Raw genomic sequence first — 24,630 nt, forward strand, 5'->3', positions numbered from 1 at the left:
AATTTTTGTGATTATTATTGTTGGTATTCTTTCAGCAGTTGCTTTACCAACATTCTTAAGTGTCAGTAAACAAGCTAAGGAAACTGTAATTAATGGGTTTGTTGGAACACTTAATCGAACAGTTGGTCCAGTGAAATGGAATGTATCTGTTGAAGATGGAAAAGAGGGGAGTGTTAAAGATGGAACTTACAATATTACAAGTGCAGATATAATTTTTCCTTCAAGTTTCAGTACTTTTATAGTTGATTTGACTAAATGTGTTGATGCAAATGCAACTTCAAGTACTCAATTTCCATCGAATGCAGCAAGAACTACAGATAACAAGTATGAAATCATATGTAGAGATGGAGATAAGTCAACTGCACCAAGATTTTGGTACTGGGAATATGGTAGTAAAGTAACACCTACAGTGGCAGATGTAAATGATTCTATAATTAAGTACTGAGTTTACTCTGCTTTTTGACTAATTAAGTGTTTGATACTTATGTTTTAAAGTATCTTTGTACTCTTCATAGATACTTTCTAACGATTGGTTTTTAAACATTTTTAGTATCTCTCTCGCAAAGTCTAAAGAGTAATCGACAAATTGTCCTTTGTCCTGTTGAATAATCTCTTCTAACACTTCATACATTTTATTGTAAATTTCAGGGTTTTCACTTTTTAACCGTTCAAGATTTTCCTGAATTTGGATAAGTTTAGTATCATTGAATTCACCGCGTTCATTGATATCTTTTCTACGCTCTACATACTCTCGTAAATCTTTTTTATTACGGATATAATCTGTAAATATCTCTATTAGTAACATTGTGTATCCTTTTACAATAAGTATTTTATATTATTGTAGAATATAAACGAAGCAATAATATAGCAATTTATAAATTTATAATAAATATGCTTAATTTGTTAAACTATTCAGTGTTTCAATGATCTCATCCATTTTACTGCTAACATCTTTAACATCATCGGAAATTTTATTAACATGTTTAGCATTTTTATTTAATGATTCGGAACTTTCGGCAATCGATTGAATAAGGAGGTTTGTAGTGGTTGATGTCTCAGCCAGACTTGCCTGTGTGCGCTCTGCAAGTTTTCGTACTTCATCAGCTACGACGGCAAAGCCACGACCGTGATCACCCGCACGAGCAGCTTCTATGGCAGCATTTAACGCCAGTAAATTTGTTTGATCGGCAATATCCCCTATGGTCTCTAAAATAATTTTTGTTTCATTTGCATTTTCAACAAGTGTTTGGAGTTTATGTACCATATCGTTTTCTTTGTCTGAAATATTATGAATCTGCTCAACAATATCTGTGATCATCTTTTTGAAATCTACGATTGTTGTATTTGTTATCTCTTCGATCGTAGAGTTTAATGCCTGCGAAGATTCTCTAATCTGTTTATTGGAATCTTCATTTTGTTGTTGCATACTACTTAGTGCTTCACCAAGAGAGTTGATGTTGTTTAGCAGTTCTGCCATTTTTGCTTCCACTTGCACTTTACTTCTGGCATTAAACTGACCGTTAGAAAACTCTTTGAGCGTGTTGATCGCATTATCAAGGTTCTCTTCTGAGTTATCCAGCATTTTATTCAAACTGTTTCTTAGTACATGTACATGGGGTGTTTTTGTATCGGCAGAGATACGGCAAGAAAAATGTCCTTTTGCAACTTTATCGGCAATGAGTACCATCTCGCCTGCAACTTTTGTATCTTCTAGTGTAGCTTGTTGACAACTGTGAATGATCTGGTTAAAACTCTCTTCCACTTCGTTTGCTGCATTTTCATTGTGGTTAAGCTGATTTCTTTTAAAATTCATCATCTCAATAAGCTCTAAATGTTTTTTTTGTATCTCCGCATTTGCCGCAGAGGAGGTGTTTTTAAACAAAAAGAGCACTAGAAGATAAGTAATTAAAGTTATAACACTATAGATAAGGATTGAATCGCTTAAGTAAAACGAAAAAAATATAAGGAGAAAGAAAAAAGAGATAAGAATGTTTTTCTGCACGTTTGTCATATAAAACCTCATTACACAAATGTACGATAAAGCTGCTCAGCTTGTGTAATCTCTTCAGGAGAGGGTTTACGTCTGCAAGAGAGATATGTTCTTATTTTTTGAATCTCGTCATAAAGTGGATAAACAGTTGCATAGACCCAATAAAACCCACCGCTTTTGGTACGGTTTTTTACATACCCATGCCATACTTGATTTGCTTTAACGGTATTCCAGAGATCTTCAAATGCAGATCTTGGCATATCATCATGTCTCACTATACTGTGAGGCTGTCCAACAAGCTCATCTAATGAATATCCGGCAACTTTACAAAAGTCATCGTTAGCAAAAAGAATAATCCCTTTCTCATTTGTTTGGGAGACTAAAAAATCATCGCTTCTCAATATATATTCATCCATAATAACTCCCTGCAGTTATTTTGTATTTTTTTTGACTAGAAATGATTCTATATCTATAAATATAAAGAAAAGCTTAAAAGTGTCTTTTCGGTGTTAATTTATAAAAAAAAGTTATATCTTAAACAATATCAAACAATGTAGGCTCAAGTGCTTTTATCTTAAAACTTCTTCTATGTATTGGGGAATAACCATGCTCTTTAATAAGTGCTACATGTGATGCAGTTCCGTACCCTTTATGTTTTTCAAACTGGTAAAGAGGGTACTTTTTTGCATCAGAGATGATATTGCGATCGTGGGTTACTTTTGCAAGGATAGATGCGGCACTTACTTCAGGAATTTTCCCATCCGCTTTTACCATTGTTTTTAGATCTTTAATACCAAAAGTAGTATTTCCGTCAAACAGATATTCTGTTGCTTTTAGAGTTGCTTTTATCTCTTGTAGTGCTTCTTGCATACATGAAGAGATCCCTTTTTCATCGATCTCTTCAGAAGACTTGATCACGATATGGTGTTTAGTTGCATCTTTAACAACTTCAAAAAGTTCATATCTTCTTTTTTCACTGATCTTTTTTGAATCGTTCAAACCCTCGGGTATGACTATATCATTTTTAAAAATACAAGCTGCAACAACAAGATCTCCGGCAATACAGCCGCGACCTGCTTCATCTATTCCACAGAGCATACTAATGGTGTCCCTTCATTAGGTAAATAAACTTCAAAAAGTGCCCCGTTTTCATGATTTGTAGGGATTATTTTTCCGTTATGATCGTCTATGATCCGTTTTGCTACATTAAGACCGATTCCCATGCCGCCTTCCTCCTTATTACTTTCAAAAGGATCGAAGATTTTAGGTAATATTTTTTCATCGATACCCCCTCCATTGTCCTGAATTCGAACAACGATAAACTCGTTTTCTCTCTCTATCGTTATCTCTAATAGTCTTTTGCTAAAGTCGTCAACCTTTTTAAGTGAGTCAAGGGCATTGTTGATAATAATCACTAAAACCTGTTCAATTCTCTGTTTTTGAACATTTGCGATATATTTGAATTTCTCTTTATCCATACCGATTTTAAAGATCTCATTTTGTATATGTATCTCAGAGATCTGCTTTGCTTTATTGTAAGCGAGTGTTAGTGCAGTAATTAAAGAGGAATATACATTTGTAGGCTGGGGTACTTCTTGTTTTTGTGAAGCCATCTCCCTCATAGATTCTACTATACTGGCAATACGGTGAACCCCTTCAAGAAGTGTTTTACTGTCTTCAAGAAGATACTCTTTTTGTTTCACTTCATTATCGATACTTTGAATATCTTGGATCATCATCTCTAGGTTTCCCCGAATATATGTTAAGGGTGTGTTGATCTCGTGAGTGATCCCCGCTGCCATTCTACCGATAGTGGAGAATTTTGTTTCCAAAAGATTTTTATTTACCTCTTCTTGGATACGGCGTTTTAGGTACTCCTCTTGATAGAAGAGATCTGTAATATCTTGACGGAGTGCTATAAACTCTACGATCTCATTATCCTCATTGAGAATAGGTACGATGATTGAATATTCATAGGAGGTTTTACCGTTTTTCTTACGGTTTTTTATTCTCCCTTTCCAAACTTTTTTCTGTGTGATTGTTTCCCATAACTCTTTATATGTACCTGCTGGAGTATCGGGGTGTTTTACCAGATTGTGTTTATGCCCTACAAGCTCTTCTCTTGTATAACCTAACATCTTGCAAAAGGCATCATTGACATAGGTGATGACACCGTTGGTATCTGTTTTTGTAACAGCAGAACTTACATCTATGGCACGTTTGTACTCATTTAAGAGCTTCATTTTATTTGTAAGGCTACGTTCGAGTAAAACTCTATGTGCATATTTGTACAGAAGTTTTTCAAGACGATCGAAGCTGATAGGTTTAAAGAGATAACCCTCTATTCCGATATCAACAGCTCTTTCAGTAATCTCTTTTTCAAAGCGGGTAGTGATTAGGAGAATAGGGACATGTGAAGTGATAGATTTTATCTTCTCAGACATAGCAAGACCATCCATAAAAGGCATGCTTAAGTCTGTTAAAATCAGATCAGGTTGATAGTTTAAAAAACATTCATACCCTTCTTTACCGTCTTTAGCTGTATATACTTCGGCAAAATCAAGTTGTTCAAGAAAGTGTTTAAGCATCTCTCTTGAGCTGTCTTCATCTTCAACCAGGAGTATCGATACCTCTTCTAAGTTCATAGGTTATTTTTTTAAAACCTCTTCAATCTTTTTCCCTAAAGCTTCTAATGACGGAAAAGGTTTCATGATATAGTCAGTTGCACCATGTCTGTGTGAATTGAGTACTTTATCCAGTGTAGAGTAAGCAGTCATCATCAGCACTTTTGCATCCGGAGTTTTTTCCAAAAGTTTAGGAAGAGCATCTATACCGCTCATCTGTGGCATCATAATATCAAGTAGTATGATATCCGTATCTTTAGGAAGAGAAGAAATAGCAGTAAGAGGATTATTGAAAGTTCTTACTTTATAGTTTCCGCTGCGTGTTAAGAATCTCTCCAACATCGATAATATCTCATTTTCATCATCAATGATTACAACATTTTTTTTTGATTCTTCCATCATGTTTTCCTTAATTAAATAATTCTTTTGTTGCTAAGTGCATCATCTCTTTTGCACGCTGCTCAACTAGTTCATCTAAATATTTAAATACATCTTTACTAGCATCTTCAATGGCATTAATACGCTGTTCAATGATCTCTTTAGAACATACAACCTTATCGCCGCCACACTCATCTGCAAGTAAATTTGCCTCTTGATGGACAATAGCATGAGGCTGGTCAAGTTTAACATATGAAGGCATTTTTGAGAAGTTCTCTTTTCCTATCCCCTCTGAATACCATTTTCCAAGACGACACTCTTTATGAGTTACCGATTTGAATGTATTTTCCTCTCCAAAAATAAGGGCATATACATTGTGTTTATAGATCACGTGATCGATTTTTGCCAGAGATGTAAAGATTTTATCACTTAAGTGTTCCACTTCAAACTGGTTGCGAGAAGCATTCTCTTGGAAAGATTTTATCTTTTTATTTAAGTTCGCAATGTTATCTTTTGTATTAACTACAATAGTATTTACTTCATTTGTACTTGTTTCAGCCTGATGAGTCTCTTGTTGCATCGCTTTTACAACTAGTGAGATATCTTTAGTTGCAGTAGCTGTCTTTTCAGCTAGTTTTCTTACTTCATCTGCAACTACGGCAAAACCACGACCGTGCTCACCGGCACGAGCTGCTTCAATCGCAGCATTAAGAGCAAGAAGGTTCGTCTGATCGGCAATATCTTGAATAAGTGTAATAACACTAGAGATCTCTTTACTCCTTTCATTGAGTGAGTTCATCCCGCTAAGGTTGTCCTCCATATGCTGTGTTAAAAGATCCATATCGGAAGAGGACTGTATGATTAACGACAAGCCCTCTTTTGATTCATCTGCAATCTCTACAGATTCACTTTTCATAACTTTTAACTCTTCAAGCATCAGTGAAAATGTCTTTTGGGTATCTAGCAAGGCAGTAGTAATTGCATTTTGGTGTAAAGAGAGAATGTTACTGTCACGAGTATCTCGCATATCTGTTTTTTTGATCACATAAAGAGTAGCATTTGTACTTTGCATCTCTTTAGATACTACTTTTCCTGTACAATCGTTAAGCTCTATAATATCAGTGTTTTTACGGAGTTCTTGTGCTAACTCAGCATGCTCTTGAATATTACTAGAGGCATTACTGTTTTCAAATATATACTCTTCATTGTTATTGAGTGCAACAACAATTTCATCCTGTGAAAAGTTTGCGATCTCTTTGTAAAAACTGAGTTCACTCTCAAGTGCAGCTATTCTCTCTTCGAGCTTCTGAACTCTTTTTGTATCATGATTGTTATTAGAAAAAAACATTATTTCAATACCCTAGTGTAAATTTTAGTAATTCTAACATAGATTACTTTTAAATGCGTTATAAATAAGCTGACAAATAAAGACTACAAAATAACTTTATTACTTGATAGAGTTATAAAAATAGTAGGAAAAAGTATGCAAGTACTGATCCAGACTAATTATCTCTAAAGTTATAAAGGAAAATATCATGAAGATAGCAGTTTCTGGGTGTCTACTCGGTGACAAAGTCCGTTTTGACGGTGGACACAAAAAGTTTGACTTTATAGTAGATGAATTAAGCAGATTTGCCTCTTTTGTTTCTTTTTGTCCTGAACATATTGCTTTTAGCAGTCCAAGAGAATCGATTCGTATGGTGGAGATAGACAAACAACTCCATACTATATCAAATAAAACAGGTATTAATTTGACAAAAACCTTGAAAGAGCATTCTCAAAAAGAGCTTGATAAGATTAAAAACCATAAGGTAGATGCGATCATACTAAAATCAAAATCTCCGACGTGCGGGCTTGGAAGCTCGAAAGTGTATCTTCAAAACGGTTTTGCAAACGGTAAAGATGATGGTGTTTTTGCAAAGATGTGTAAAGAGGAGTTTCAATATTTTCCGATTGAAGAGGAGGGAAGACTCAACGATCCCTGGTTAAGAGAAAACTTTATAATGCAGGTCTATGCTTATCGTGCCTTTAAAGATTTTAAACAAGATGCAGATATGAAGGCTCTTGTAAAGTTTCATCAAGAGTTTAAATTTTTGCTTTCATCTAAAGATGATGTTTTGTATAGAAAACTGGGACGTATTGTTGCCAATGAAGAGAAAAAAAGTTTTGAAGAGGTGTTGTCGGAGTATGAGATAAACTTTAAAAAAACGATCTCTTTAAAAAGTAGTATTAAAAAAACAAGAAATGTACTTGAACATATGGCGGGTTTTGTTAAAAAGTTTCTCACTCGAGAGGAGAAAACCCTTTTGCATGAGCAGATCAGTGATTATGCAAATAAGATTATTCCAGTGATCACTCCGATTTTAACGCTCAAGCTCTATGCAACAAAATATGGGGTAAACTATTTGTTAGAGCAAAAGTTTTTAGAACCATATCCAAAAGAGTTGGCACTGAGAAGTGACATAAAAAGCGGGAAATGATGAAGCGTATACTTTGGTTTAGAAGGGATCTCCGCGTAAAGGACAATAAAATATTGTCATTTGACGGGGAAGTGCTTCCTATATTTATCTTTGATAAAAACATTCTTCAGCATTTAGATAAAGAGGATAAGAGAGTTTCATTTATCTATTTTTATGTAATGAAGTTAAAACGCGATCTGCAAAAGCTAGGACTGGATCTAAAAATTTTTTACGATACACCTCAAAATGTTTTTGAGAGGTTGTTGCAAGAGTACGATTTTGACGAAGTTATCGCTTCTGGTGATTATGATACCTATGCAAAACAAAGAGATAGAGAGATATCCCATAAGCTCCATTTTCGTTATCTAAACGAGACCTATCTGTTCAAACCAAACGAGGTGCTTAAAAAAGACGGCACTCCATACTTGGTTTTTACACCGTTTTTTAAAGAGGTGCTAAAACAGCTCCCTTTGAAAGAACTCTCCTGTACAAAGATTGGAGATATGAAACTGCTTGATGCAGAATATGATAAGCAGGTATCGCTAGAAGAGATGGGGTTTGTAAAAAAGGATGTTGCAATCCTCTCCCCCTATGAAAAACTGGAAAAACTGAAACAGAAGCTGCCTTTATATAAAACAGAACGTGATTTTATGATGCGTGATGCCACTTCACACTTGAGCGTCGATCTCCGTTTCGGAACTGTCGGGGTACGGGAGATATTTAGAGAGTTATGCAATATGAAAGAGAGTTTAGAGTTTATTAGGGAACTTGTTTTTAGAGAGTTTTACGGATATCTGTTATTTCATTTTCCATCACTCGAAACACACAATTTCAAGTATACTTTTAACGGTGTGTATGATCAAGAAAAATATGAAAAGTTTATCAAGGCAAAAACGGGTGTACCGATTGTAGATGCAGGGCTTAGGGAACTTTTGGAAACCGGATATATGCACAATCGAGTACGGATGATTGTAGCTTCGTTTTTTACAAAAGATCTGCTTTTGCCTTGGCAGTTTGGGGAGGCTTTTTTTGCAAAGCACCTTCTTGATTATGATAAGGCAAGTAATGTGTTGTCGTGGCAGTGGAGTGCAGGGACGGGTGTTGACCCGCAACCCTATTTTAGAGTTTTCAATCCTTACCTTCAAAGTAAAAAGTTTGATAAAGAGGGGCTATACATAAAAAAATATATGCCGGAGTTAAAAGAGCTGCCCTCAAAATATCTTCACGATGAAGCGTATCTTTTAAGTAAAGATATCCCAAACTATCCTAAACCGATGGTAGTTCACAAAGAGGCTGTTAAAAAGGCGGTAGAGTCATTTAAAAATTAACTGACAAAAAAAGGGTACAAAGTAACTTGATAGTATAATAGTATATGAAAACATAGGAGGTGCGTTATGAAAGTAGCAATCACCGGAGCAAGTGGATTTATAGGTTCACATTTGCAAAAAACTTTTAAAGAGAATGTACATATTCATAGAGATGACACTAAAGAGCAGATCTTAGAGAAGCTTCAAGGGGTAGATGTTGTTATAAATCTCGCAGGTGCCCCCATCATTAAAAGGTGGAATTCTGAGTATAAAAAAGTGCTTATAAACAGCAGGGTGGAGACCACTAAAACTTTGGTAAGTGCGATCAACGAGAGTGATGTGCGTTACTTTATATCTACATCGGCGATCGGTGCATATCCGGACGGGGGTGTATATGATGAAAGTTATAAAGAATATGCAGATGACTTTTTAGGCGCTCTAACAAAGTTATGGGAGCAGAGCGCTTTGGCGTGTAACAAACCAACAGCTATAGTGCGTTTTGGAATCGTAATCGGAGAAGACGGGGGAGCGTTAAAGCAGATGCTGACTCCTTTTAAACTCGGCATTGCTGGAGTGGTAGGTGACGGTACGACGGTGATGAGCTGGATTGACATAGACGATCTGGTAGGTGTATATGAGTATCTTTGCGAGAAAAAACTTACAGGTACTTTCAATCTTACCGCTCCCCATCCAGTTTCAAATTATGAGTATACAAAAGCACTTGGTGCCGTATTACACAGACCTACGCTCATTCCTCTGCCTGAGTTTGTACTGAAAATACTTTATGGCGAGGCTGCAACTGTCTTTACCGGCTCTAAAGAGATATACCCTAAAGCTTTATTGGAAAATGGATATGAGTTTAAATACCCGACTATAGAGTCGAGCCTGCAGCATCATTTAGGATAAACCGACAAAAAAGCCATACAAACAGATTGCATTAGATCATAAAATTAAAACAAAAACGGGGATTTTATGAAAAATGCAATCTTACTTTTAAATATGGGTGGTCCAAATAACCTTGATGAGGTTGAAGTTTTTTTAAATAATATGTTTAATGACAAAAGGATTATTTCCGCTCCTAAACCTATCCGTTATCTTATTGCAAAGCTTATCACTTTTAAAAGAAAGGGTGAAGCAAGAGAGAACTACAAAGCTTTAGGTGGAAAGTCACCTATTGTTAAATATACACATAAACTTATCTCTGACTTGCATAACAGTATAAAGGATGCTTCGATCCATATGGTGATGCGTTATACTCCACCCTTTGCAAAAGATGTTTTACAAGAGTTAAAAGGTGTAGAGAATATCTATGCAATTCCATTGTACCCACACTTTTCATCCACTACGACCTTATCGAGTTACGATGATTTAGAGGCAGAACTTAAAAGAAACAAGATAAAGGTCAATCTTAAAAAAGTAGATGCTTATTATAACGATCCATACTATAACAATGCTATTGTTGAGAGGATTCAAGAATCACTAAACGGGGAGGACCCTACAGAATATGAATTGGTATTCTCGGCTCATGGACTTCCTAAGAAAATTATTGAAAAAGGGGATAGTTACCAAGAGCATATAAAACGCAATGTGTATCATGCAAGAAAAGCTTTAGTGGCTAATGATATACATTTTTATAAAACACACTTGGCGTATCAATCAAGGCTGGGACCTATGGAATGGATTAAACCTTATCTTGATGAGAAGTTAAAAACATTGCAAAAGAAAAAGGTGATTATCTATCCTATTGCATTTACAATTGACAACTCCGAAACAGAGTTTGAACTTGATGTTGAGTATAAAGAGATTGCAGATGAACTTGGATTTGATGAGTATAGAGTTGCTAAAGCACCAAATAATCATCCTGAGTTTGTGAAGTGTATTACCAATATTTACGAGAATTTAAAAGAGAAGTGATGTTTGATTTTGCCGTAGTGGGATCGGGTGCAGGTGGAAGTTCCATAGCTTCACTTTTAAGTAAGAAAGGGTACAGAGTTGCTCTTTTTGAAAAAGATACTAACCTTGGAGGGTGCAGTTCCTCTTTTAAACACAAGGGGTATTGGTATAACACGGGAGCGACAACCTTGGCAGGGTATGAGGATGGGCATGTTGTAAAAGAGGTGTTTGACGAGATAGGTTTAGATCCAAATCTCAAAGAGTCTGAACTTTCGATGGAGGTGATCCACAAAGGGAAAATTACAAAGCGCTACAGGGAGCTTTCAAAGTTTGTAAGAGAGCTTCAAAAAAACTATCCGTCCCAAAAGCATGAGCAGTTTTGGAATCTAGTGTATAGGATCAATCAAGAGTTCTATCAACTCAAAGGGTACTACTACTCCAACAAAAACATTATTGCAAAACTGTTCTCTTTGTTCTCGTTTCTTCCATTTGTTATAAAGTTTAGAAAATATCTCTTTATCAGCGGGGAGGATTTTATAAAACGGTGTTATGGAGAAGTTGAGCAGGAGTATAAAGAATTTTTAGAAGCACAGGTACTTATTGTTGCGCAGGCGAAGTTGAAAGAGATCAGTTTTTTTACCGCTGCAGTTGCTTTGGCATATACGTTTAACAAGAACCATCATGTAGCAGGAGGGTTTAAAAAGCTTTTTGAAGATTTAACTAAAAATGTAGAGTCTGTTTTTAAAAATACTCAAGTGCTCAATATAGATAAAATTGGAAACTATTTTGAGCTTGAAACTGCTCAAGAAAAATTTTATGCTAAAAAAGTGATCCTAAACTCAACAGTGTATCAAAGCGATCAACTCTTTAGCAAGAAAAGATATAAAGAGGAGTTTGAACGCTATAAAAAACTAGACAATCATCAAGGGACATTTGTTGTTTATATCACACTCAAAACAGATAAAAAGTTTGACTACCATTATCAGATAATAAAAGAGAAATGTTTTACCCATGCTATTTCAAACTCTGTATTTATCTCATTTAGTGATGACTTTAAAGATGGATATGTTAGCATAACAGCATCTACACATACAAATTATCGTATATGGTATGATCAGTATCAAAGTAAAAAAGAGAAGTTGCAAGGGGAGATAGCACAAGAGATTATACAGACTTTTAAACTCAGTAAAGATGAGGTGGTTGATCTCTTTAGTGCTACACCGCTTACTTTTAAACGATATATAAACAGAGAACAGGTTGGGGGTAATCCTATAACTATGAAAAACTTTTTAGTAAAACTTCCGGCGAATGACACACATATAGAGGGATTATATCAGGTGGGTGATACTACATTTGCAGCACAAGGGTGGCCCGGTGTTATGATGGGGGTTAAAAATCTGGCAAGGCTTTTAGATGTATAAACTTAAAATAAAGCCTAAAGACTGGCTTTTGATCCTTGTGATGGGTGTAGTGTTTTCATCACTGCTTTCAATGCTTGGATATACCCTGCTTGATCAAAGTTACATCGGCGGTATTTTATTTGGAGGGATACTCGGGTTTTGTATAACTTTATATTCATTGGTGCTGATAACTTTTATGAACACGAAAGTATTACCTTCTTTGAAAAGCAGTTATTGGAATATAGTAGCGGCAATCTTCTCTTTTTTGAGCGGTTTTTTTGGTTTTTTAAGCGGAGTGTTTCTTGCTAAGGTTTTAGGAGTAGAACTTTTGGCAATAGTTATGCAGAAGTTTTTTTCAGTATCAGTGATCGTTGGAATATTAACATATATAATGGGAGTGATAATCTACAGTTTTGTTAACATCAGAAATCAAAAAGAACAAAGAGATTATGAGTATATGCAAAGCCGCCTTAGATCGCTTGAGAGACAACTCAATCCCCATTTTATGTTTAATGCTTTAAACTCTATAGCAGAGCTTATCCATCAGGATAAAGATAAAGCAGAGGAAGCAATCTTAAAGATCTCCTCATTTTTGAGAAACAGTATGGATGAAAAAGCGCTTATCTCGTTAGAAGATGAACTCAAAAATGTGAAGAGTTATCTTGAACTTGAAAATATACGTTTTTCAAACCAGCTGTTTTTAAATATAGAAAACGAAATCCCTTCGTGGAGTGTTCCAAAGTTTTCTCTGCAACTGCTTGTAGAGAATGCGATCAAACATGGATACGATAGACAAGATTTACATATCTTTATCTCTTTTAATATTCAAAGAAAAAAGATAGTGGTCTCAAATGATGGGATTAAAATATCTCAAAGTAGTTTTGGAGTGGGGCTTAATAATCTAAAACAGAGATTGGAGCTGTTATGCAAAGGGGATATTGTTATCTCAGACCCTGCAAAAAACCAGTTTGAAATATATATAGGACAATGTGATGAAAATATTAATAGTTGACGATGAAGAGTTGGCACGTAAACGTTTACTTCGTATGTTAAATACTCTGGGGTATGAAGATATAAGTGATGTAGATAATGCAGAAGATGCCCTCAAGCTTTGTAGCGAAGTGGCTTTTGACTTAGTTTTTTTAGATATAAATATGCCAAAAACAAATGGTTTGGAACTTGGATATGAACTCAAATACATGAATCAAAACATTGCTATCATTTATCAAAGTGCCTATGATGAGCATGCGTTAAAAGCTTACGATATAGGAGCGGTAGGTTACCTTGTCAAACCTTTTAGTATTGAGCAGCTGAAGTCAAATATAGAACGCGTAAAAAGTTTAGCTACAACAGAGCGTACAGTGTTTATGAGTAAAACAGGGGAGAACTATCTTTTGCTAAAGCCTGAAGAGATTTACTATATTAAAGCGGACCTTTCCGAGGTGACTATCCGATCGGCAAGCGGATTTTCTTATCTTGGTGAAAAGATCTCAGATATTCAGAAAAAACTTGCAGGGTATAATTTTTTCCGTATACACCGCTCTTACCTGATAAACGTAGATGAGATTAAAAACATCACAACGATAGAACAAAGCAAATTACGTTTTTCGTTCAAACATTGTAATGATGAGATAGAATCAAGTAAAGATGGAGCAAAAGCGTTTCGTGAGGCTTTTAACTCCTAGTCGCCAATCGCCCATACATCAAAAGGGACAATGTTTACTTTAGAAAGGGGATGGGAGAGAGAGCCCTCTTTATTCATTGTAACTACCGTTATCTTTCTAATGGAATAGGTAAAGATAAACGCCTCTAAACTCTCTAGCTTTTTAAATACCTTTCTCTCGTCCGCGAAGGGTTTACACAAAATAATCTCATCGTCTTGGGGAAGATAAAATTCCAGATCATCATCGTAAAAGAGCTCTTTATCCTGTTTGAGCAGTTCAAGATAAACCATGTTCTCAAATAAACGCCCGAAGTTTTTCTCCAAGCTAAGGGCTGATTTTAAAGATGTGTCGCAGAGATAGACTTTTTTTGTCGCTCTCGTATGGTTAAACTTCTCCAGAAGATGGATATATTGTTTTTCTACCAGACTTTCAAACGATTTATAAAGTTTGTCTTTTGAGATTTTTCTTTTTGCTTTTAACCTTTCATAGATCGTAAAAGCAGAGAGCTTTTGTGAATTAAACTTGGCACACAGTACGAGAATGTCAAACTCAATATCATCTAAAGCATTTTGAAAAACTTTTTGCAGGTAGATATTTCTCTCATCACTGTATATTTTATGCATCACGGCAAGTCCTCCGAGTTGGAAGAAGTGATTTAGTGCTGATGAGTCGTATTTATGTTCATATGCTAGAAACTCTTCATAATCTAAAGGATACAGACTTAATGCATCTAACTCGGGAATAGGAAGTTTTTTTTCTGATGTTATAAGAAGCTGGGAAACATTTGGAAAATTGAACTCCTCTTTATAGTTATCAAAAACAAGAATGTCTATCCTGTTATCCTGACAAAATTTATTGAGTGAACTATTGAGTACCTCTACATCTATTCTGATATCATCACAGTCTATATAAAGATAGCTGCTTTTTTTATGAGAGAGTAGATAAGACTTTACAAGTTGTGTTTTTCCACTCTTTGTAATCCCGTTAATTTGATACGATCTTTCATCGATCTGTACCTTCCTGTCATGATATTTATCAAGGTGCAAATCAATTTTATAAAACTCTTCAAGTAAAATTTCCATATTTTTATCCAAAATTTTGATAACATAATTTTATCACTTCCTTATTAAAAGGAAATAAATTTCTTTATTTTTCATTTTTTAGCCCCAAAATCCTTGAATTATAGAACTAATTTGAGTATAATTCTGCTCCCTTAAATGGTTAGCCATCGAGCTAACGAGTTCTTTAGAAGGAAAATTATGGAAAAAATTCGTTTGAAATTGAAAGCTTACGATCATCGTGTACTTGATAGATCTGTAGCGTCAATCGTAGAGGCTGTTAAGCGTACTGGTGCGGTAATCCGTGGTCCAATACCTTTACCAACAAAAATTCGTAAATATACAGTTTTAAAGTCTGTTCACGTTAACAAAAAATCTCGTGAGCAATTTGAAATTCGTATGCATGCTAGAATGATCGATATCGTATCTGCTACGCCAGAGACTGTTGATTCATTAATGAAACTAGACTTAGCACCGGAAGTGGACGTTGAAGTTCGCTCTATGGACAAATAAGGAGTAACAAGTGGAATATATTGTTGAAAAAATCGGTATGAGCCGTACTATCACAGTTCCTGCAAAACCTGTTACTCTTTTAAGAGTTCTAGATGCAAAAGTATGTGATGTAAACGATGGTAAAGCACTAGTGGCTTACGCTAGCGGCAAAAAAATGAATAAAGCAATTGAAGGTCAACAGAAGAAATTTAACCTTTCATCTGAATTTAACCGTTTTGTTACTTTAGAAGTTGCAAATACTGAAGCTGGTGATTTAGATCTAGCTCCATTAGCAGAAGCAACAACTGTAAAATCAACTTTTACTACTAAAGGTCGCGGTTTTCAAGGTGGTATGAAGCGTTGGAATTTCGGTGGTGGTCCTGCATCTCACGGTCATAGATTTGGTCGTAGAACAGGTTCTATCGGTAATGCTGAATGGCCAGGTCGTGTTATGAAAGGTAAGAAAATGCCTGGACAATACGGAAATACACAAAATAGTGTAAAAAATGAGATCGTTTCTTTCGATGCTGAAAACAAAATCATTGCGGTTTTAGGTTCAGTAAGTGGAGCTAACGGTACTTTAGGTCGTGTAAAGGTAGCTAAATAATGAGTGCAGCAATCGTTTTAAATGAAAAAATGGAAAAAGCATCTGAGATCGCATTACCAGAGTCTTTCTCTGGAATCAATCCTCATAACCTATACCTTTATGTAAAATCAGCTCAAGCTGCTATGCGTGCAAATACTGCAATCGCAAAAGGTAGAAGTGATGTAAGTGGTGGTGGTAAAAAGCCATGGGCTCAAAAGGGTGGCGGACGTGCTCGTGCTGGTTCTCGTCGTTCTCCTGTATTCGTAGGTGGTGGTAAGGCATTTGGTCCTCAAAACAACCGTAACTACGATTTAAAAGTAAACAAAAAGCAAAAGAAACTTGCTTTAAACTTTGCTTTAAATGAGCATGCTCAAAATGGTACTCTTTTTGTAGTAGATAACATTGAAGTAGCATCTGGTAAAACTAAAGATGCAAACGCAATGTTCAAAGCTCTTAACCAAAGAGATACTTTATTTGTAAAATCAATTTTAGATGAAAAAACATACTTAGCATTTGAAAATATTCAATCTACTTATGTAATTGAGTCTAATGAGTTAAACGCATACTTAGCTGCAAACTATCGTTCAATCGTGATAGAAAAAGCTGTATGGGAAAATCTTGTAAGTGAGGCTAAGTAATGGCAGATATTACAGATATTAAATCTATACTATATACAGAGAAGACTCTTGGTCTACAAGAAGATGGTGTAATTGTTGTTCAAACTTCACCACGTATGACTAAAACTGGTCTTAAAGAGGTGTTTAGAGAGTATTTCGGAATCATTCCTTCAAAAATTAACTCTTTAAATCAAAGCGGAAAAGTTAAAAGATTCCGTGGTGTACAAGGTAAACAAAACGACTTCAAAAAGTTCTATGTTACTTTACCAGAAGGTGCACAAATAGAAAGTTTGGCGGTATAAGATGGCAATTAAAACTTATAGACCGATAACTCCATCTCGTCGTTTTTATACGAACGTAGATAATTCAGACATTACAGCAAAAGCTAGTGTTCGTTCATTATTAGTTAAGTTACCTACTCACTCTGGTCGTAACAATAACGGACGTATTACATCTCGTCATAAACAAGCGGGTGCTAAAAAACTTTACCGTATCATTGATTTCAAAAGAAATAAAATGAACATCGAAGGTACAGTAAGCGCTATCGAGTACGATCCGTACAGAAACTGTCGTATCGCTCTTGTAACTTATGCAGACGGTGAAAAAAGATACATCCTACAACCAAAAGGTTTAAATGTAGGTGATAAAATTTCAGCAGCTGAATCTGGTTTAGACGTTAAACCTGGTAATGCAATGAAACTTAAAAACATCCCTGTTGGTACAACTGTACACAACGTTGAGTTAAAAGTTGGAAAAGGTGGACAAATGGTACGTTCAGCTGGAACTTCTGCTCAAATTATGGGTCGTGACGGTAAGTATGTTTCTTTACGTATGCCTTCATCTGAAATGAGACTTGTTCTTGGTGAATGTATGGCAACTGTTGGTGTAGTTGGTAACGAAGAGTACTCAAACATCGTATTAGCTAAAGCTGGTCGTACTCGTCATATGGGTATCCGTCCTCAAACTCGTGGTTCTGCAATGAACCCAATTGATCACCCGCATGGTGGTGGTGAAGGTAAAACGAATTCAGGTCGTCATCCAGTTACTCCTTGGGGTAAACCAACGAAGGGTGCTAAAACTCGTCGTAAAAAAGCAAGTGATAAATTAATCATCACTCGTCGTAAACCAAATGCAAAAAGGGTAGGTTAATGGCTCGTTCAGTTAAAAAAGGTCCATTCGTAGATGACCATTTAATGAAAAAAGTTGAAGCTGCTAAAGCAAGCGGAGACAAAAAACCTATTAAAACTTGGTCAAGAAGATCAGTAGTTCTTCCTGATATGATCGGTTTAACATTAAATGTTCATAATGGTCGCCAATTTGTTCCTGTATATGTAACAGAGAACCACATTGGTTATAAACTTGGTGAATTCGCACCAACTCGTACATTTAAGGGCCACAAGGGCTCTGTTCAGAAGAAGGGGTAATCATGGCTAGAGCATTATTAAAATTTATCCGTGTATCACCAATTAAATCTCGTCTAATTGCTAGAGAGGTTCAAGGTATGAATGCTGAAGAAGCAATGGCTGCTTTAGAATTTACTCCAAACAAAGCTGCAAAAATTATCTCTAAAGTTATTGCATCAGCAGTAGCTAACAGCGGTAACGAAGCAGAAGATTGTGTTATCACATCTTGTCGTGTTGACAATGGTCCAGTACTTAAACGTTTCCGTCCACGTGCTCGTGGTATGGCTTCAGGTATCAGAAAACCAACAGCACATATCTTAGTAGAAGTAGAGGGTAAATAGTATGGGTCAAAAAGTTAATCCTATTGGTTTACGTCTTGGTATCAACCGTAACTGGGAAAGCCGTTGGTTTCCTAAGTTTGAATCTGCTGCAGCAAATTTAGGTGAAGATCACAAGATTAGAACATATTTAAAGAAAGAACTTTACTATGCTGGTGTTTCTAACATCATCATTGAAAGAACTGTAAAAAGATTACGTGTAACTATCATTGCTGCTCGTCCTGGTATTATTATCGGGAAAAAAGGTGCTGATATTGAGAAACTTAAAACTTCTCTTCAAAACCTTATCGGTAAAGCTGTTTCTGTAAACATCAAAGAAGAGAAAAAAGCTCAAGCTTCTGCACAATTAGTTGCAGAGAACGTAGCTACTCAATTAGAGCGTCGTGTTGCATTCCGTAGAGCTATGAAAAAAGTTATGCAAGGTGCACAAAGAAGTGGTGCTAAAGGTATCAAAGTTTCTGTTTCTGGACGTCTTGGTGGTGCTGAGATGGCAAGAACTGAGTGGTACTTAGAGGGTCGTGTTCCTCTTCATACACTTCGTGCAAAAATCGACTATGGTTTCGCAGAAGCTCATACTACATACGGTATCATCGGTATTAAAGTATGGATCTTCAAAGGTGAGGTACTAACTAAAGGTATCCCTGCAGAAGCTAAAGAAGAGAAAAAAGAGCGTCGCGGAAGAAAACCACGTCGTGAAAATAGTGAAAAGGCGGAATAGATCATGTTAATGCCAAAAAGAACAAAATATCGTAAAGTAATGAAAGGTCGTAACCGTGGTTACGCTCGTTCAGGTTACAAATTAGCTTTTGGTGACATCGGTTTTAAAGCTGTAGAAGCTGGTCGTATCAATTCTCGTCAAATTGAATCGGCTCGTATCTCTGCTACGCGTCACATTAAAAGAAATGGTAAGATTTGGATTCGTGTATTCCCTGCTAAACCTTTAACAAAACGTCCTTTAGAAGTTCGTATGGGTAAGGGTAAAGGTCCAGTTGACCAATGGGTAATGAACATTAAACCAGGTCGTATAATCTTTGAAATGGGTGGTGTACCTCACGATTTAGCTCGTGAAGCTTTAACTTTAGCAATGCACAAACTTCCATTCAAAACAAAAATTGTTACTGCGGAGATGAGCAATGAAATATTCTGATTTAGCAGGTAAAAGTGCAGCTGAACTTCAAGCAATGCTTAAAGAGAAGAAAACTGAGCTGTTTACTCTAAAAATTAAACAAAAAATGATGCAATTACAAAACAGCAGCGAATTAAAAACTGCTAAAAAAGATATTGCAAGAATCAACACTGCATTAACTGCAGTAGCAAAGTAGGGGACGAGCGATGACACATAAACGTGAAATTCAAGGTAATGTTGTAAAAATTGCTGGTGAGAAAACTATTACAATCGTAGTTGAACGCCGTGTAATGCATCCTCGTTACCACAAAGTTGTAAAACGTTTCAAAAAGTACCTAGTACATGATGAGCGTAATGAGGCAAAAGTTGGAGACGAGGTAGTAGCTATCGAATGTCGTCCACTTTCTAAAACAAAATCTTTTAGACTTAAGTCAGTAGTTAAAGGAGCGTAGTAATGATTCAAGGTTTTACTCGTTTAAACGTAGCTGATAACACAGGTGCAAAAGAGATTATGTGTATTAAGGTTCTTGGTGGTTCTAAGCGTCGTTATGCAACAGTAGGTGACGTTATCGTTGCTTCTGTTAAAAAAGCGATTCCAACTGCTAAAGTTAAAAAAGGTAAAGTTGTAAAAGCTGTTATCGTTAGAACTCATAAAGAAGTTCAAAGAGAAAACGGTTCATTAATTCGTTTTGATGACAATGCAGCTGTTATACTTGATGACAAGAGAGAGCCTATCGGTACTCGTATCTTCGGACCAATTGGTCGTGAAGTACGTTATGCTGGATTTATGAAAATCGTATCTCTTGCTCCGGAGGTTGTTTAATGGCAAAATTTAATTTCAAAAAAGGCGATACTGTAGAGATTATCGCTGGTGATGACAAAGGTAAAAAAGCTACAGTTTTAGCTGTTCTACCAAAGAAAAACAAAGTAATCGTAGAGGGTTGTAAAATAGCTAAAAAAGCTGTTAAACCAACTGAAGAAAACACTAAAGGTGGTCATATCAATAAAGAGATGCCTATCGATGTTTCAAATGTACGTAAAGTGGAGGCATAATTAGATGGCTCGTTTAAAAGAAAAATATTTAGCTTTAAAACCAGAGTTACAATCTGCGTTAGATATTAAAAATGTTATGGATATTCCTGCATTAGAGAAAGTAGTTATCTCTGTTGGTGCTGGTTTTGCTATGAAAGATAACAAACTTATTCAAAACATTGAAGATACTATTACAACTATCGCTGGTCAAAAAGCTTCTACTGTAATCGCTAAGAAATCTGTTGCAGGTTTCAAAGTTCGTGAAGGTATGCCAGTAGGTGTTCGTGTAACACTTCGTGGTGAAAATATGTATAACTTCTTCGATCGCCTTGTATCTATCGCACTTCCTCGTGTGAAAGACTTCCGTGGTGTTCCAAGAAATGGTTTTGACGGTCGTGGTAACTATAACTTCGGTCTTCAAGAGCAACTTATCTTCCCAGAAATCAGTTATGATTCTATCATGCAAATCCATGGTATGAACATCACTGTAGTTACAACTGCGAAAGATGATAAGGCAGCATATACTCTATTAGAAAAAATGGGTATGCCTTTTACTAAGGGAGGAAGCAACTAATGGCAAAGAAGTCTATGATCGCTAAAGCGAAACGTACTCCAAAATATGCAGTACGTGCATATACAAGATGTCAGATTTGTGGTCGTCCACACTCTGTAATTCGTGATTTCGGTATCTGCCGTATCTGTTTTAGAAAAATGGCAAACGAGGGAATGATCCCAGGTGTTAGAAAGTCTAGCTGGTAAGCCGGAAACTTCTAATTATTAGTTTTTAGCAGTTTTTACTGCTAATTACACAAAAGTCAAGGAAAAAAAATGGCAATTAATGATTTAGTATCTGATGCGTTAACTCGTATCCGTAATGCTGGAATGAGAAGATTAGCTACTACTACTTTAGTTCACTCTAAAAGTGTTGAAGCTGTAGCAAATATCTTAGTTGAAAAAGGTTATCTAGAGTCTGCTAATGTAATCGAAGATGGTGTGAAAAAGACTATCAAAGTTGCATTAAAATATGATGATAACGAAAAAAATGTGATCAATGAATTAAAACGTGTATCTAAACCAGGTCGTCGTATCTACAAAGGTAAAGATGAAATTAAACGTTTTAAAAATGGTTACGGTACTATTATAGTTAGTACTTCACGTGGCGTTCTACCAAACGATAAAGCTTACGAGCTTGGTATTGGTGGCGAAGTTATGTGTACAGTTTGGTAGGAGGAATAGCATGTCAAGAATTGGAAAAAATCCTGTAGAGTTTGCAGCTGATATTAAAGTTAGCGCAAATGGTAATGTTATAACTTTTGCTAAAGGTAACAAAAGTGTTGATTTAGACACTAAAGGTTACGTTACTTTTGAAATTGAAGGAAACACTTTAACTTTCAAAAACTTATCTGAATCTCGTGAGCATAGAGCTTTCTGGGGAACTTTTAGAGCATTAGCTCAAAACATTGTTACTGGTTTAACTACTGGTTATGAGAAAAAACTTGAGATCAACGGTGTTGGTTATAGAGCTGCTGTTCAAGGTAAAGTTCTTAACTTACAACTTGGTTTCTCTCACGACATCAACTACGACTTACCGGAAGGTATTGAAGCTGCTGTTGAGAAAAACGTGATCATTTTAAAATCTCACGACAAGCAAACACTTGGTCAAGTTGCAGCTGAGATTAGAAGTTTCCGTCCACCTGAACCGTACAAAGGTAAAGGTGTTAAATACATGGATGAGCATATCGTGCGTAAAGCCGGTAAAACTGCTAAGAAATAAGGGAGGAAGATAGATGAACGCTAAAGTATTAAAAAGCAAATTGGCAAATCGTTTAAAACGTAAACGTCGTATCCGTGCAAAAATATCTGGTAGTGCTACACTTCCTCGTGTTTCTGTATTTAAATCAAATCGTTACCTAAGTGTACAAGCAATTGATGATGCAACTGGAACTACTCTATGTGCATTAAACTCAAAAGCGATTTCACAAAAAGCTAACAAAGAAGGTGCAACAGCTACTGCTGAAGCTTTCGCTGGAAAGCTTAAAGAAGCTGGTTTAACTAGCATCGTATTTGATCGTAATGGTTACCAATATCACGGCGTAATTGCTGCGTTTGGTGAAGCACTTCGTGCTAACGAAATTAAGTTTTAGGGGCTATGATGGAAATCAATAGAGATGATTTTGAAGAATCAATTGTAAATATTGGCCGTGTTACTAAGGTTGTTAAAGGTGGTAGACGTTTCCGTTTCACTGCTTTAATCGTTGTTGGTGATAAAAATGGTACTGTAGGTTTCGGTGTTGGAAAAGCTAAAGAGGTTCCAGACGCTATTAAAAAAGCTGTTGATGACGCTTTCAAAAACTTAACTACTGTTAGTATCAAAGGTACTACTATCGCTCACGATATTGAACACAAGTTCAACGCTTCTCGCGTTTTACTAAAACCAGCATCTGAAGGTACTGGTGTTATCGCTGGTGGGGCAACTCGTCCAGTTCTAGAGCTTGCAGGGATTCAAGATATCCTTACAAAATCTATCGGTTCAAACAATCCAAACACACTAGTACGTGCTACTATCGAAGCACTTAGTAGATTAAAAGGATAAGAAGATGGGTATTGAAAACTTAACTCCTGCAGAGGGATCAACTCATTCTCGTAAGAGAGTGGGACGTGGTCAAGGTTCAGGTATGGGTAAGACTTCGACTCGTGGTCAAAAAGGTCAAAAATCTCGTACTGGTTACAAAAGAAAAAGAAACTTTGAGGGTGGTCAACAACCACTTGCAAAACGTTTACCAAAAATCGGTTTTACTTCTAAAATAGAAAAACCATACGTAATAAACGTTGAAAAAATCAAAGCTGTTGCAGAGCTTGCTGAGATCACAATGGAGTCAATCCGTGGTGTTCACAAAATGTCTAACTCTGTAAACAAAGTTAAACTAGTAGGTGCATCTGCAAAAGATTTAGCATCGAAAATTAAAGACGAAAACGTTACAACTACAGGTAACTAGTCGTGAATAAAAATCTAGTTAATAAGATACTTATTACTATTGGATTTTTGTTTATCTACCGCCTGCTGGCATACGTGCCAGTTCCAGGTGTAGATACTGCTGTTATCGCTTCATTCTTCGACTCACATCAATCAGACGCATTAGGTTTATTTAACATGTTTAGCGGTAATGCCGTTGAAAGATTATCTATCATTTCACTTGGTATTATGCCTTATATCACTGCTTCAATTATCATGGAGCTTCTTGCTGCTACATTCCCAACTCTCGGGCAAATGAAAAAAGAGCGTGATGGAATGGTTAAATATATGCAAATAATCCGTTATGCAACTATAGTTATTACAATTATTCAAGCTGTTGGTGTAAGCGTTGGACTACAAAGCTTAACAGGTCCAAATGGAAATAGTGCTATCTTAGCTGATCACACTACATTTGTTATTTTATCTGCTGTTTCTATGTTAGCGGGTACTATGCTTCTTATGTGGATTGGTGAGCAAATAACTCAAAGTGGTATCGGTAACGGTATATCATTAATCATTTTTGCTGGTATCGTTTCAGCAATTCCAAGTGCTATAGGTCAAACAGTAACTATGGTAAATACAGGTGCTATGAGTTTCTTAACGGTAATTGCTATCTTAGCTCTTATTTTTGCAACTGTTGCTATTATTATTTACGTTGAACTTGGTGAGCGTCGTGTTCCAATCACATATGCGAAAAAAACTATGATGCAAAACCAAAATAAACGTGTTATGAACTATATCCCTATTAAAGTTAACCTATCTGGTGTTATCCCTGTTATCTTTGCTTCAGCAATTTTAATGTTCCCTATGACTGTACTTTCAAGCAGTACAAATCCTACGGTTCAAGCGATAGCGGACTTTTTAAATCCAAATGGATACTTCTTTAACTTTTTAACTTTTGTATTTGTAATTTTCTTTGCATTCTTTTATGCATCAATTACATTTAACGCAAAAGACATTTCAGATAATCTAAAACGTCAAGGTGGATTTATCCCAGGTATTCGTACAGGTGAAGCGACAAAAGAGTTTTTAAATGAAACTGCAAGTAGATTGACTGTAACGGGTTCTCTATACCTTGGTTTAGTGGCTACACTTCCGTTTATGATTATAAAAGGTATGGGGGTTCCATTCTTCTTTGGTGGTACTGCTGTTTTAATCGTTGTTCAAGTTGCTCTTGACACAATGAGAAAAATTGAGGCTCAGATCTATATGAGCAAGTATGAAACTTTAAGTGCAACTGGTCTATAAAA

The 24,630-nt window shown here is 36.0% G+C and carries 37 protein-coding genes and 1 pseudogene; 29 read left to right on the forward strand and 9 right to left on the reverse strand.

Annotated features, from left to right (window positions below; translation table 11 throughout):
• Positions 1–7: 7 nt before the first annotated feature.
• Positions 8–445, forward strand: coding sequence for a type II secretion system protein (locus FJR03_RS00930; protein WP_193113807.1), 438 nt, complete (start codon positions 8–10; stop codon positions 443–445).
• An 18-nt stretch (positions 446–463) separates the two neighbouring features.
• Here FJR03_RS00930 and FJR03_RS00935 read toward each other — a convergent pair whose 3' ends face one another.
• From FJR03_RS00935 to FJR03_RS11795, 8 genes and pseudogenes are all read right to left on the reverse strand, one after another.
• Positions 464–805 (reverse strand): hypothetical protein, encoded by a 342-nt coding sequence (locus FJR03_RS00935; protein WP_193113808.1) that lies wholly within the window; start codon positions 803–805, stop codon positions 464–466.
• 90 nt (positions 806–895) lie between these two features.
• On the reverse strand, positions 896–1,891 hold the full coding sequence (locus tag FJR03_RS00940) for a methyl-accepting chemotaxis protein (protein ID WP_226962214.1): 996 nt from the start codon (positions 1,889–1,891) through the stop codon (positions 896–898).
• Between the two features lie 131 nt (positions 1,892–2,022).
• On the reverse strand, positions 2,023–2,406 hold the full coding sequence (locus tag FJR03_RS00945) for a PAS domain-containing protein (RefSeq protein WP_193113810.1): 384 nt from the start codon (positions 2,404–2,406) through the stop codon (positions 2,023–2,025).
• Between the two features lie 118 nt (positions 2,407–2,524).
• Positions 2,525–3,088, reverse strand: coding sequence for a ribonuclease HII (gene rnhB, locus FJR03_RS00950; protein WP_193113811.1), 564 nt, complete (start codon positions 3,086–3,088; stop codon positions 2,525–2,527).
• Positions 3,073–4,635, reverse strand: a complete 1,563-nt coding sequence (locus tag FJR03_RS00955) for a hybrid sensor histidine kinase/response regulator (RefSeq protein ID WP_193113812.1) — start codon at positions 4,633–4,635, stop codon at positions 3,073–3,075. The genes rnhB and FJR03_RS00955 overlap by 16 nt, the downstream gene beginning before the upstream one ends.
• A 3-nt stretch (positions 4,636–4,638) precedes the next feature.
• On the reverse strand, positions 4,639–5,013 hold the full coding sequence (locus tag FJR03_RS00960; protein WP_193113813.1) for a response regulator: 375 nt from the start codon (positions 5,011–5,013) through the stop codon (positions 4,639–4,641).
• A gap of 10 nt (positions 5,014–5,023) precedes the next feature.
• Positions 5,024–5,434, reverse strand: coding sequence for a CZB domain-containing protein (locus FJR03_RS11860; protein ID WP_226962215.1), 411 nt, complete (start codon positions 5,432–5,434; stop codon positions 5,024–5,026).
• A pseudogene (locus FJR03_RS11795) lies at positions 5,432–6,340 on the reverse strand (methyl-accepting chemotaxis protein); the annotation flags it as partial. The pseudogene FJR03_RS11795 and the gene FJR03_RS11860, both read right to left, overlap by 3 nt.
• A gap of 187 nt (positions 6,341–6,527) precedes the next feature.
• On the opposite strand from FJR03_RS11795, the gene FJR03_RS00970 reads away from it, so the two are divergent.
• The 7 genes from FJR03_RS00970 (at position 6,528) to FJR03_RS01000 (ending at position 13,736) form a co-directional block, all read left to right on the forward strand.
• Complete coding sequence (locus tag FJR03_RS00970; RefSeq protein WP_193113815.1) at positions 6,528–7,472, forward strand: YbgA family protein; 945 nt, start codon at positions 6,528–6,530, stop codon at positions 7,470–7,472.
• Positions 7,469–8,779, forward strand: a complete 1,311-nt coding sequence (locus FJR03_RS00975; RefSeq protein ID WP_226962143.1) for a cryptochrome/photolyase family protein — start codon at positions 7,469–7,471, stop codon at positions 8,777–8,779. The genes FJR03_RS00970 and FJR03_RS00975 overlap by 4 nt, the downstream gene beginning before the upstream one ends.
• Before the next feature lie 66 nt (positions 8,780–8,845).
• Entirely contained in the window at positions 8,846–9,664 is an 819-nt protein-coding gene (locus tag FJR03_RS00980) for a TIGR01777 family oxidoreductase (protein WP_193113816.1), read from the forward strand.
• A 66-nt stretch (positions 9,665–9,730) separates the two neighbouring features.
• Positions 9,731–10,672 (forward strand): ferrochelatase, encoded by a 942-nt coding sequence (hemH, locus tag FJR03_RS00985; RefSeq protein ID WP_193113817.1) that lies wholly within the window; start codon positions 9,731–9,733, stop codon positions 10,670–10,672.
• Entirely contained in the window at positions 10,672–12,072 is a 1,401-nt protein-coding gene (locus FJR03_RS00990; protein WP_193113818.1) for a phytoene desaturase family protein, read from the forward strand. Before hemH ends, FJR03_RS00990 begins: the two co-directional genes overlap by 1 nt.
• On the forward strand, positions 12,065–13,063 hold the full coding sequence (locus FJR03_RS00995; protein WP_193113819.1) for a sensor histidine kinase: 999 nt from the start codon (positions 12,065–12,067) through the stop codon (positions 13,061–13,063). The genes FJR03_RS00990 and FJR03_RS00995 overlap by 8 nt, the downstream gene beginning before the upstream one ends.
• The gene (locus FJR03_RS01000) at positions 13,044–13,736 is read left to right on the forward strand and encodes a LytR/AlgR family response regulator transcription factor (RefSeq protein WP_193113820.1); all 693 of its coding nucleotides are present in this window, start codon (positions 13,044–13,046) and stop codon (positions 13,734–13,736) included. The genes FJR03_RS00995 and FJR03_RS01000 overlap by 20 nt, the downstream gene beginning before the upstream one ends.
• Here the strand turns inward: FJR03_RS01000 and FJR03_RS01005 are convergent.
• Positions 13,733–14,797 carry an ATP-binding protein gene (locus FJR03_RS01005; protein WP_193113821.1) on the reverse strand — a complete coding sequence of 355 codons (1,065 nt, stop codon included), beginning with the start codon at positions 14,795–14,797 and terminating at the stop codon, positions 13,733–13,735. The genes FJR03_RS01000 and FJR03_RS01005 overlap by 4 nt on opposite strands.
• Before the next feature lie 177 nt (positions 14,798–14,974).
• On the opposite strand from FJR03_RS01005, the gene rpsJ reads away from it, so the two are divergent.
• The 21 genes from rpsJ (at position 14,975) to secY (ending at position 24,628) form a co-directional block, all read left to right on the forward strand.
• Positions 14,975–15,286, forward strand: a complete 312-nt coding sequence (rpsJ, locus tag FJR03_RS01010; RefSeq protein WP_152183763.1) for a 30S ribosomal protein S10 — start codon at positions 14,975–14,977, stop codon at positions 15,284–15,286.
• 10 nt (positions 15,287–15,296) lie between these two features.
• Entirely contained in the window at positions 15,297–15,872 is a 576-nt protein-coding gene (rplC, locus tag FJR03_RS01015; RefSeq protein WP_193113822.1) for a 50S ribosomal protein L3, read from the forward strand.
• Positions 15,872–16,489 (forward strand): 50S ribosomal protein L4, encoded by a 618-nt coding sequence (gene rplD / locus FJR03_RS01020; RefSeq protein ID WP_193113823.1) that lies wholly within the window; start codon positions 15,872–15,874, stop codon positions 16,487–16,489. Before rplC ends, rplD begins: the two co-directional genes overlap by 1 nt.
• The gene (locus tag FJR03_RS01025; RefSeq protein WP_193111167.1) at positions 16,489–16,770 is read left to right on the forward strand and encodes a 50S ribosomal protein L23; all 282 of its coding nucleotides are present in this window, start codon (positions 16,489–16,491) and stop codon (positions 16,768–16,770) included. Before rplD ends, FJR03_RS01025 begins: the two co-directional genes overlap by 1 nt.
• 1 nt (position 16,771) lies before the next feature.
• Positions 16,772–17,617 (forward strand): 50S ribosomal protein L2, encoded by an 846-nt coding sequence (rplB, locus tag FJR03_RS01030; RefSeq protein ID WP_193113824.1) that lies wholly within the window; start codon positions 16,772–16,774, stop codon positions 17,615–17,617.
• Positions 17,617–17,892 (forward strand): 30S ribosomal protein S19, encoded by a 276-nt coding sequence (gene rpsS, locus FJR03_RS01035; protein ID WP_193113825.1) that lies wholly within the window; start codon positions 17,617–17,619, stop codon positions 17,890–17,892. The genes rplB and rpsS overlap by 1 nt, the downstream gene beginning before the upstream one ends.
• 2 nt (positions 17,893–17,894) lie before the next feature.
• The gene (gene rplV / locus FJR03_RS01040) at positions 17,895–18,212 is read left to right on the forward strand and encodes a 50S ribosomal protein L22 (RefSeq protein ID WP_152183758.1); all 318 of its coding nucleotides are present in this window, start codon (positions 17,895–17,897) and stop codon (positions 18,210–18,212) included.
• 1 nt (position 18,213) lies between these two features.
• Positions 18,214–18,927, forward strand: coding sequence for a 30S ribosomal protein S3 (rpsC, locus tag FJR03_RS01045; RefSeq protein WP_193113826.1), 714 nt, complete (start codon positions 18,214–18,216; stop codon positions 18,925–18,927).
• Positions 18,928–18,930: 3 nt separating this feature from the next.
• The gene (rplP, locus tag FJR03_RS01050; RefSeq protein WP_193113827.1) at positions 18,931–19,356 is read left to right on the forward strand and encodes a 50S ribosomal protein L16; all 426 of its coding nucleotides are present in this window, start codon (positions 18,931–18,933) and stop codon (positions 19,354–19,356) included.
• Positions 19,343–19,531 carry a 50S ribosomal protein L29 gene (rpmC, locus tag FJR03_RS01055; RefSeq protein ID WP_193113828.1) on the forward strand — a complete coding sequence of 63 codons (189 nt, stop codon included), beginning with the start codon at positions 19,343–19,345 and terminating at the stop codon, positions 19,529–19,531. The genes rplP and rpmC overlap by 14 nt, the downstream gene beginning before the upstream one ends.
• Before the next feature lie 10 nt (positions 19,532–19,541).
• Complete coding sequence (gene rpsQ, locus FJR03_RS01060) at positions 19,542–19,787, forward strand: 30S ribosomal protein S17 (RefSeq protein ID WP_193113829.1); 246 nt, start codon at positions 19,542–19,544, stop codon at positions 19,785–19,787.
• 2 nt (positions 19,788–19,789) lie between these two features.
• Positions 19,790–20,158 (forward strand): 50S ribosomal protein L14, encoded by a 369-nt coding sequence (rplN, locus tag FJR03_RS01065; RefSeq protein WP_193113830.1) that lies wholly within the window; start codon positions 19,790–19,792, stop codon positions 20,156–20,158.
• Positions 20,158–20,388, forward strand: coding sequence for a 50S ribosomal protein L24 (gene rplX, locus FJR03_RS01070; protein WP_193113831.1), 231 nt, complete (start codon positions 20,158–20,160; stop codon positions 20,386–20,388). Before rplN ends, rplX begins: the two co-directional genes overlap by 1 nt.
• A 4-nt stretch (positions 20,389–20,392) precedes the next feature.
• Positions 20,393–20,941 (forward strand): 50S ribosomal protein L5, encoded by a 549-nt coding sequence (gene rplE / locus FJR03_RS01075; protein ID WP_193113832.1) that lies wholly within the window; start codon positions 20,393–20,395, stop codon positions 20,939–20,941.
• The gene (locus tag FJR03_RS01080) at positions 20,941–21,126 is read left to right on the forward strand and encodes a type Z 30S ribosomal protein S14 (RefSeq protein ID WP_193113833.1); all 186 of its coding nucleotides are present in this window, start codon (positions 20,941–20,943) and stop codon (positions 21,124–21,126) included. The genes rplE and FJR03_RS01080 overlap by 1 nt, the downstream gene beginning before the upstream one ends.
• Before the next feature lie 69 nt (positions 21,127–21,195).
• Positions 21,196–21,594, forward strand: a complete 399-nt coding sequence (rpsH, locus tag FJR03_RS01085) for a 30S ribosomal protein S8 (RefSeq protein WP_193113834.1) — start codon at positions 21,196–21,198, stop codon at positions 21,592–21,594.
• Between the two features lie 10 nt (positions 21,595–21,604).
• Complete coding sequence (gene rplF, locus FJR03_RS01090) at positions 21,605–22,141, forward strand: 50S ribosomal protein L6 (protein ID WP_193113835.1); 537 nt, start codon at positions 21,605–21,607, stop codon at positions 22,139–22,141.
• A 13-nt stretch (positions 22,142–22,154) separates the two neighbouring features.
• Positions 22,155–22,511, forward strand: a complete 357-nt coding sequence (gene rplR / locus FJR03_RS01095) for a 50S ribosomal protein L18 (protein WP_193113836.1) — start codon at positions 22,155–22,157, stop codon at positions 22,509–22,511.
• A gap of 8 nt (positions 22,512–22,519) precedes the next feature.
• Positions 22,520–22,960, forward strand: a complete 441-nt coding sequence (gene rpsE / locus FJR03_RS01100) for a 30S ribosomal protein S5 (protein WP_193113837.1) — start codon at positions 22,520–22,522, stop codon at positions 22,958–22,960.
• A 4-nt stretch (positions 22,961–22,964) separates the two neighbouring features.
• Positions 22,965–23,363: a 50S ribosomal protein L15 gene (gene rplO, locus FJR03_RS01105; protein WP_193113838.1), complete on the forward strand. Its 399-nt coding sequence runs from the start codon at positions 22,965–22,967 to the stop codon at positions 23,361–23,363.
• Between the two features lie 2 nt (positions 23,364–23,365).
• Positions 23,366–24,628, forward strand: coding sequence for a preprotein translocase subunit SecY (secY, locus tag FJR03_RS01110; RefSeq protein ID WP_193113839.1), 1,263 nt, complete (start codon positions 23,366–23,368; stop codon positions 24,626–24,628).
• The last annotated feature ends 2 nt before the right edge of the window (positions 24,629–24,630 follow it).

It is taken from the genome of Sulfurimonas marina (assembly GCF_014905095.1).
Lineage (GTDB): Bacteria > Campylobacterota > Campylobacteria > Campylobacterales > Sulfurimonadaceae > Sulfurimonas > Sulfurimonas marina.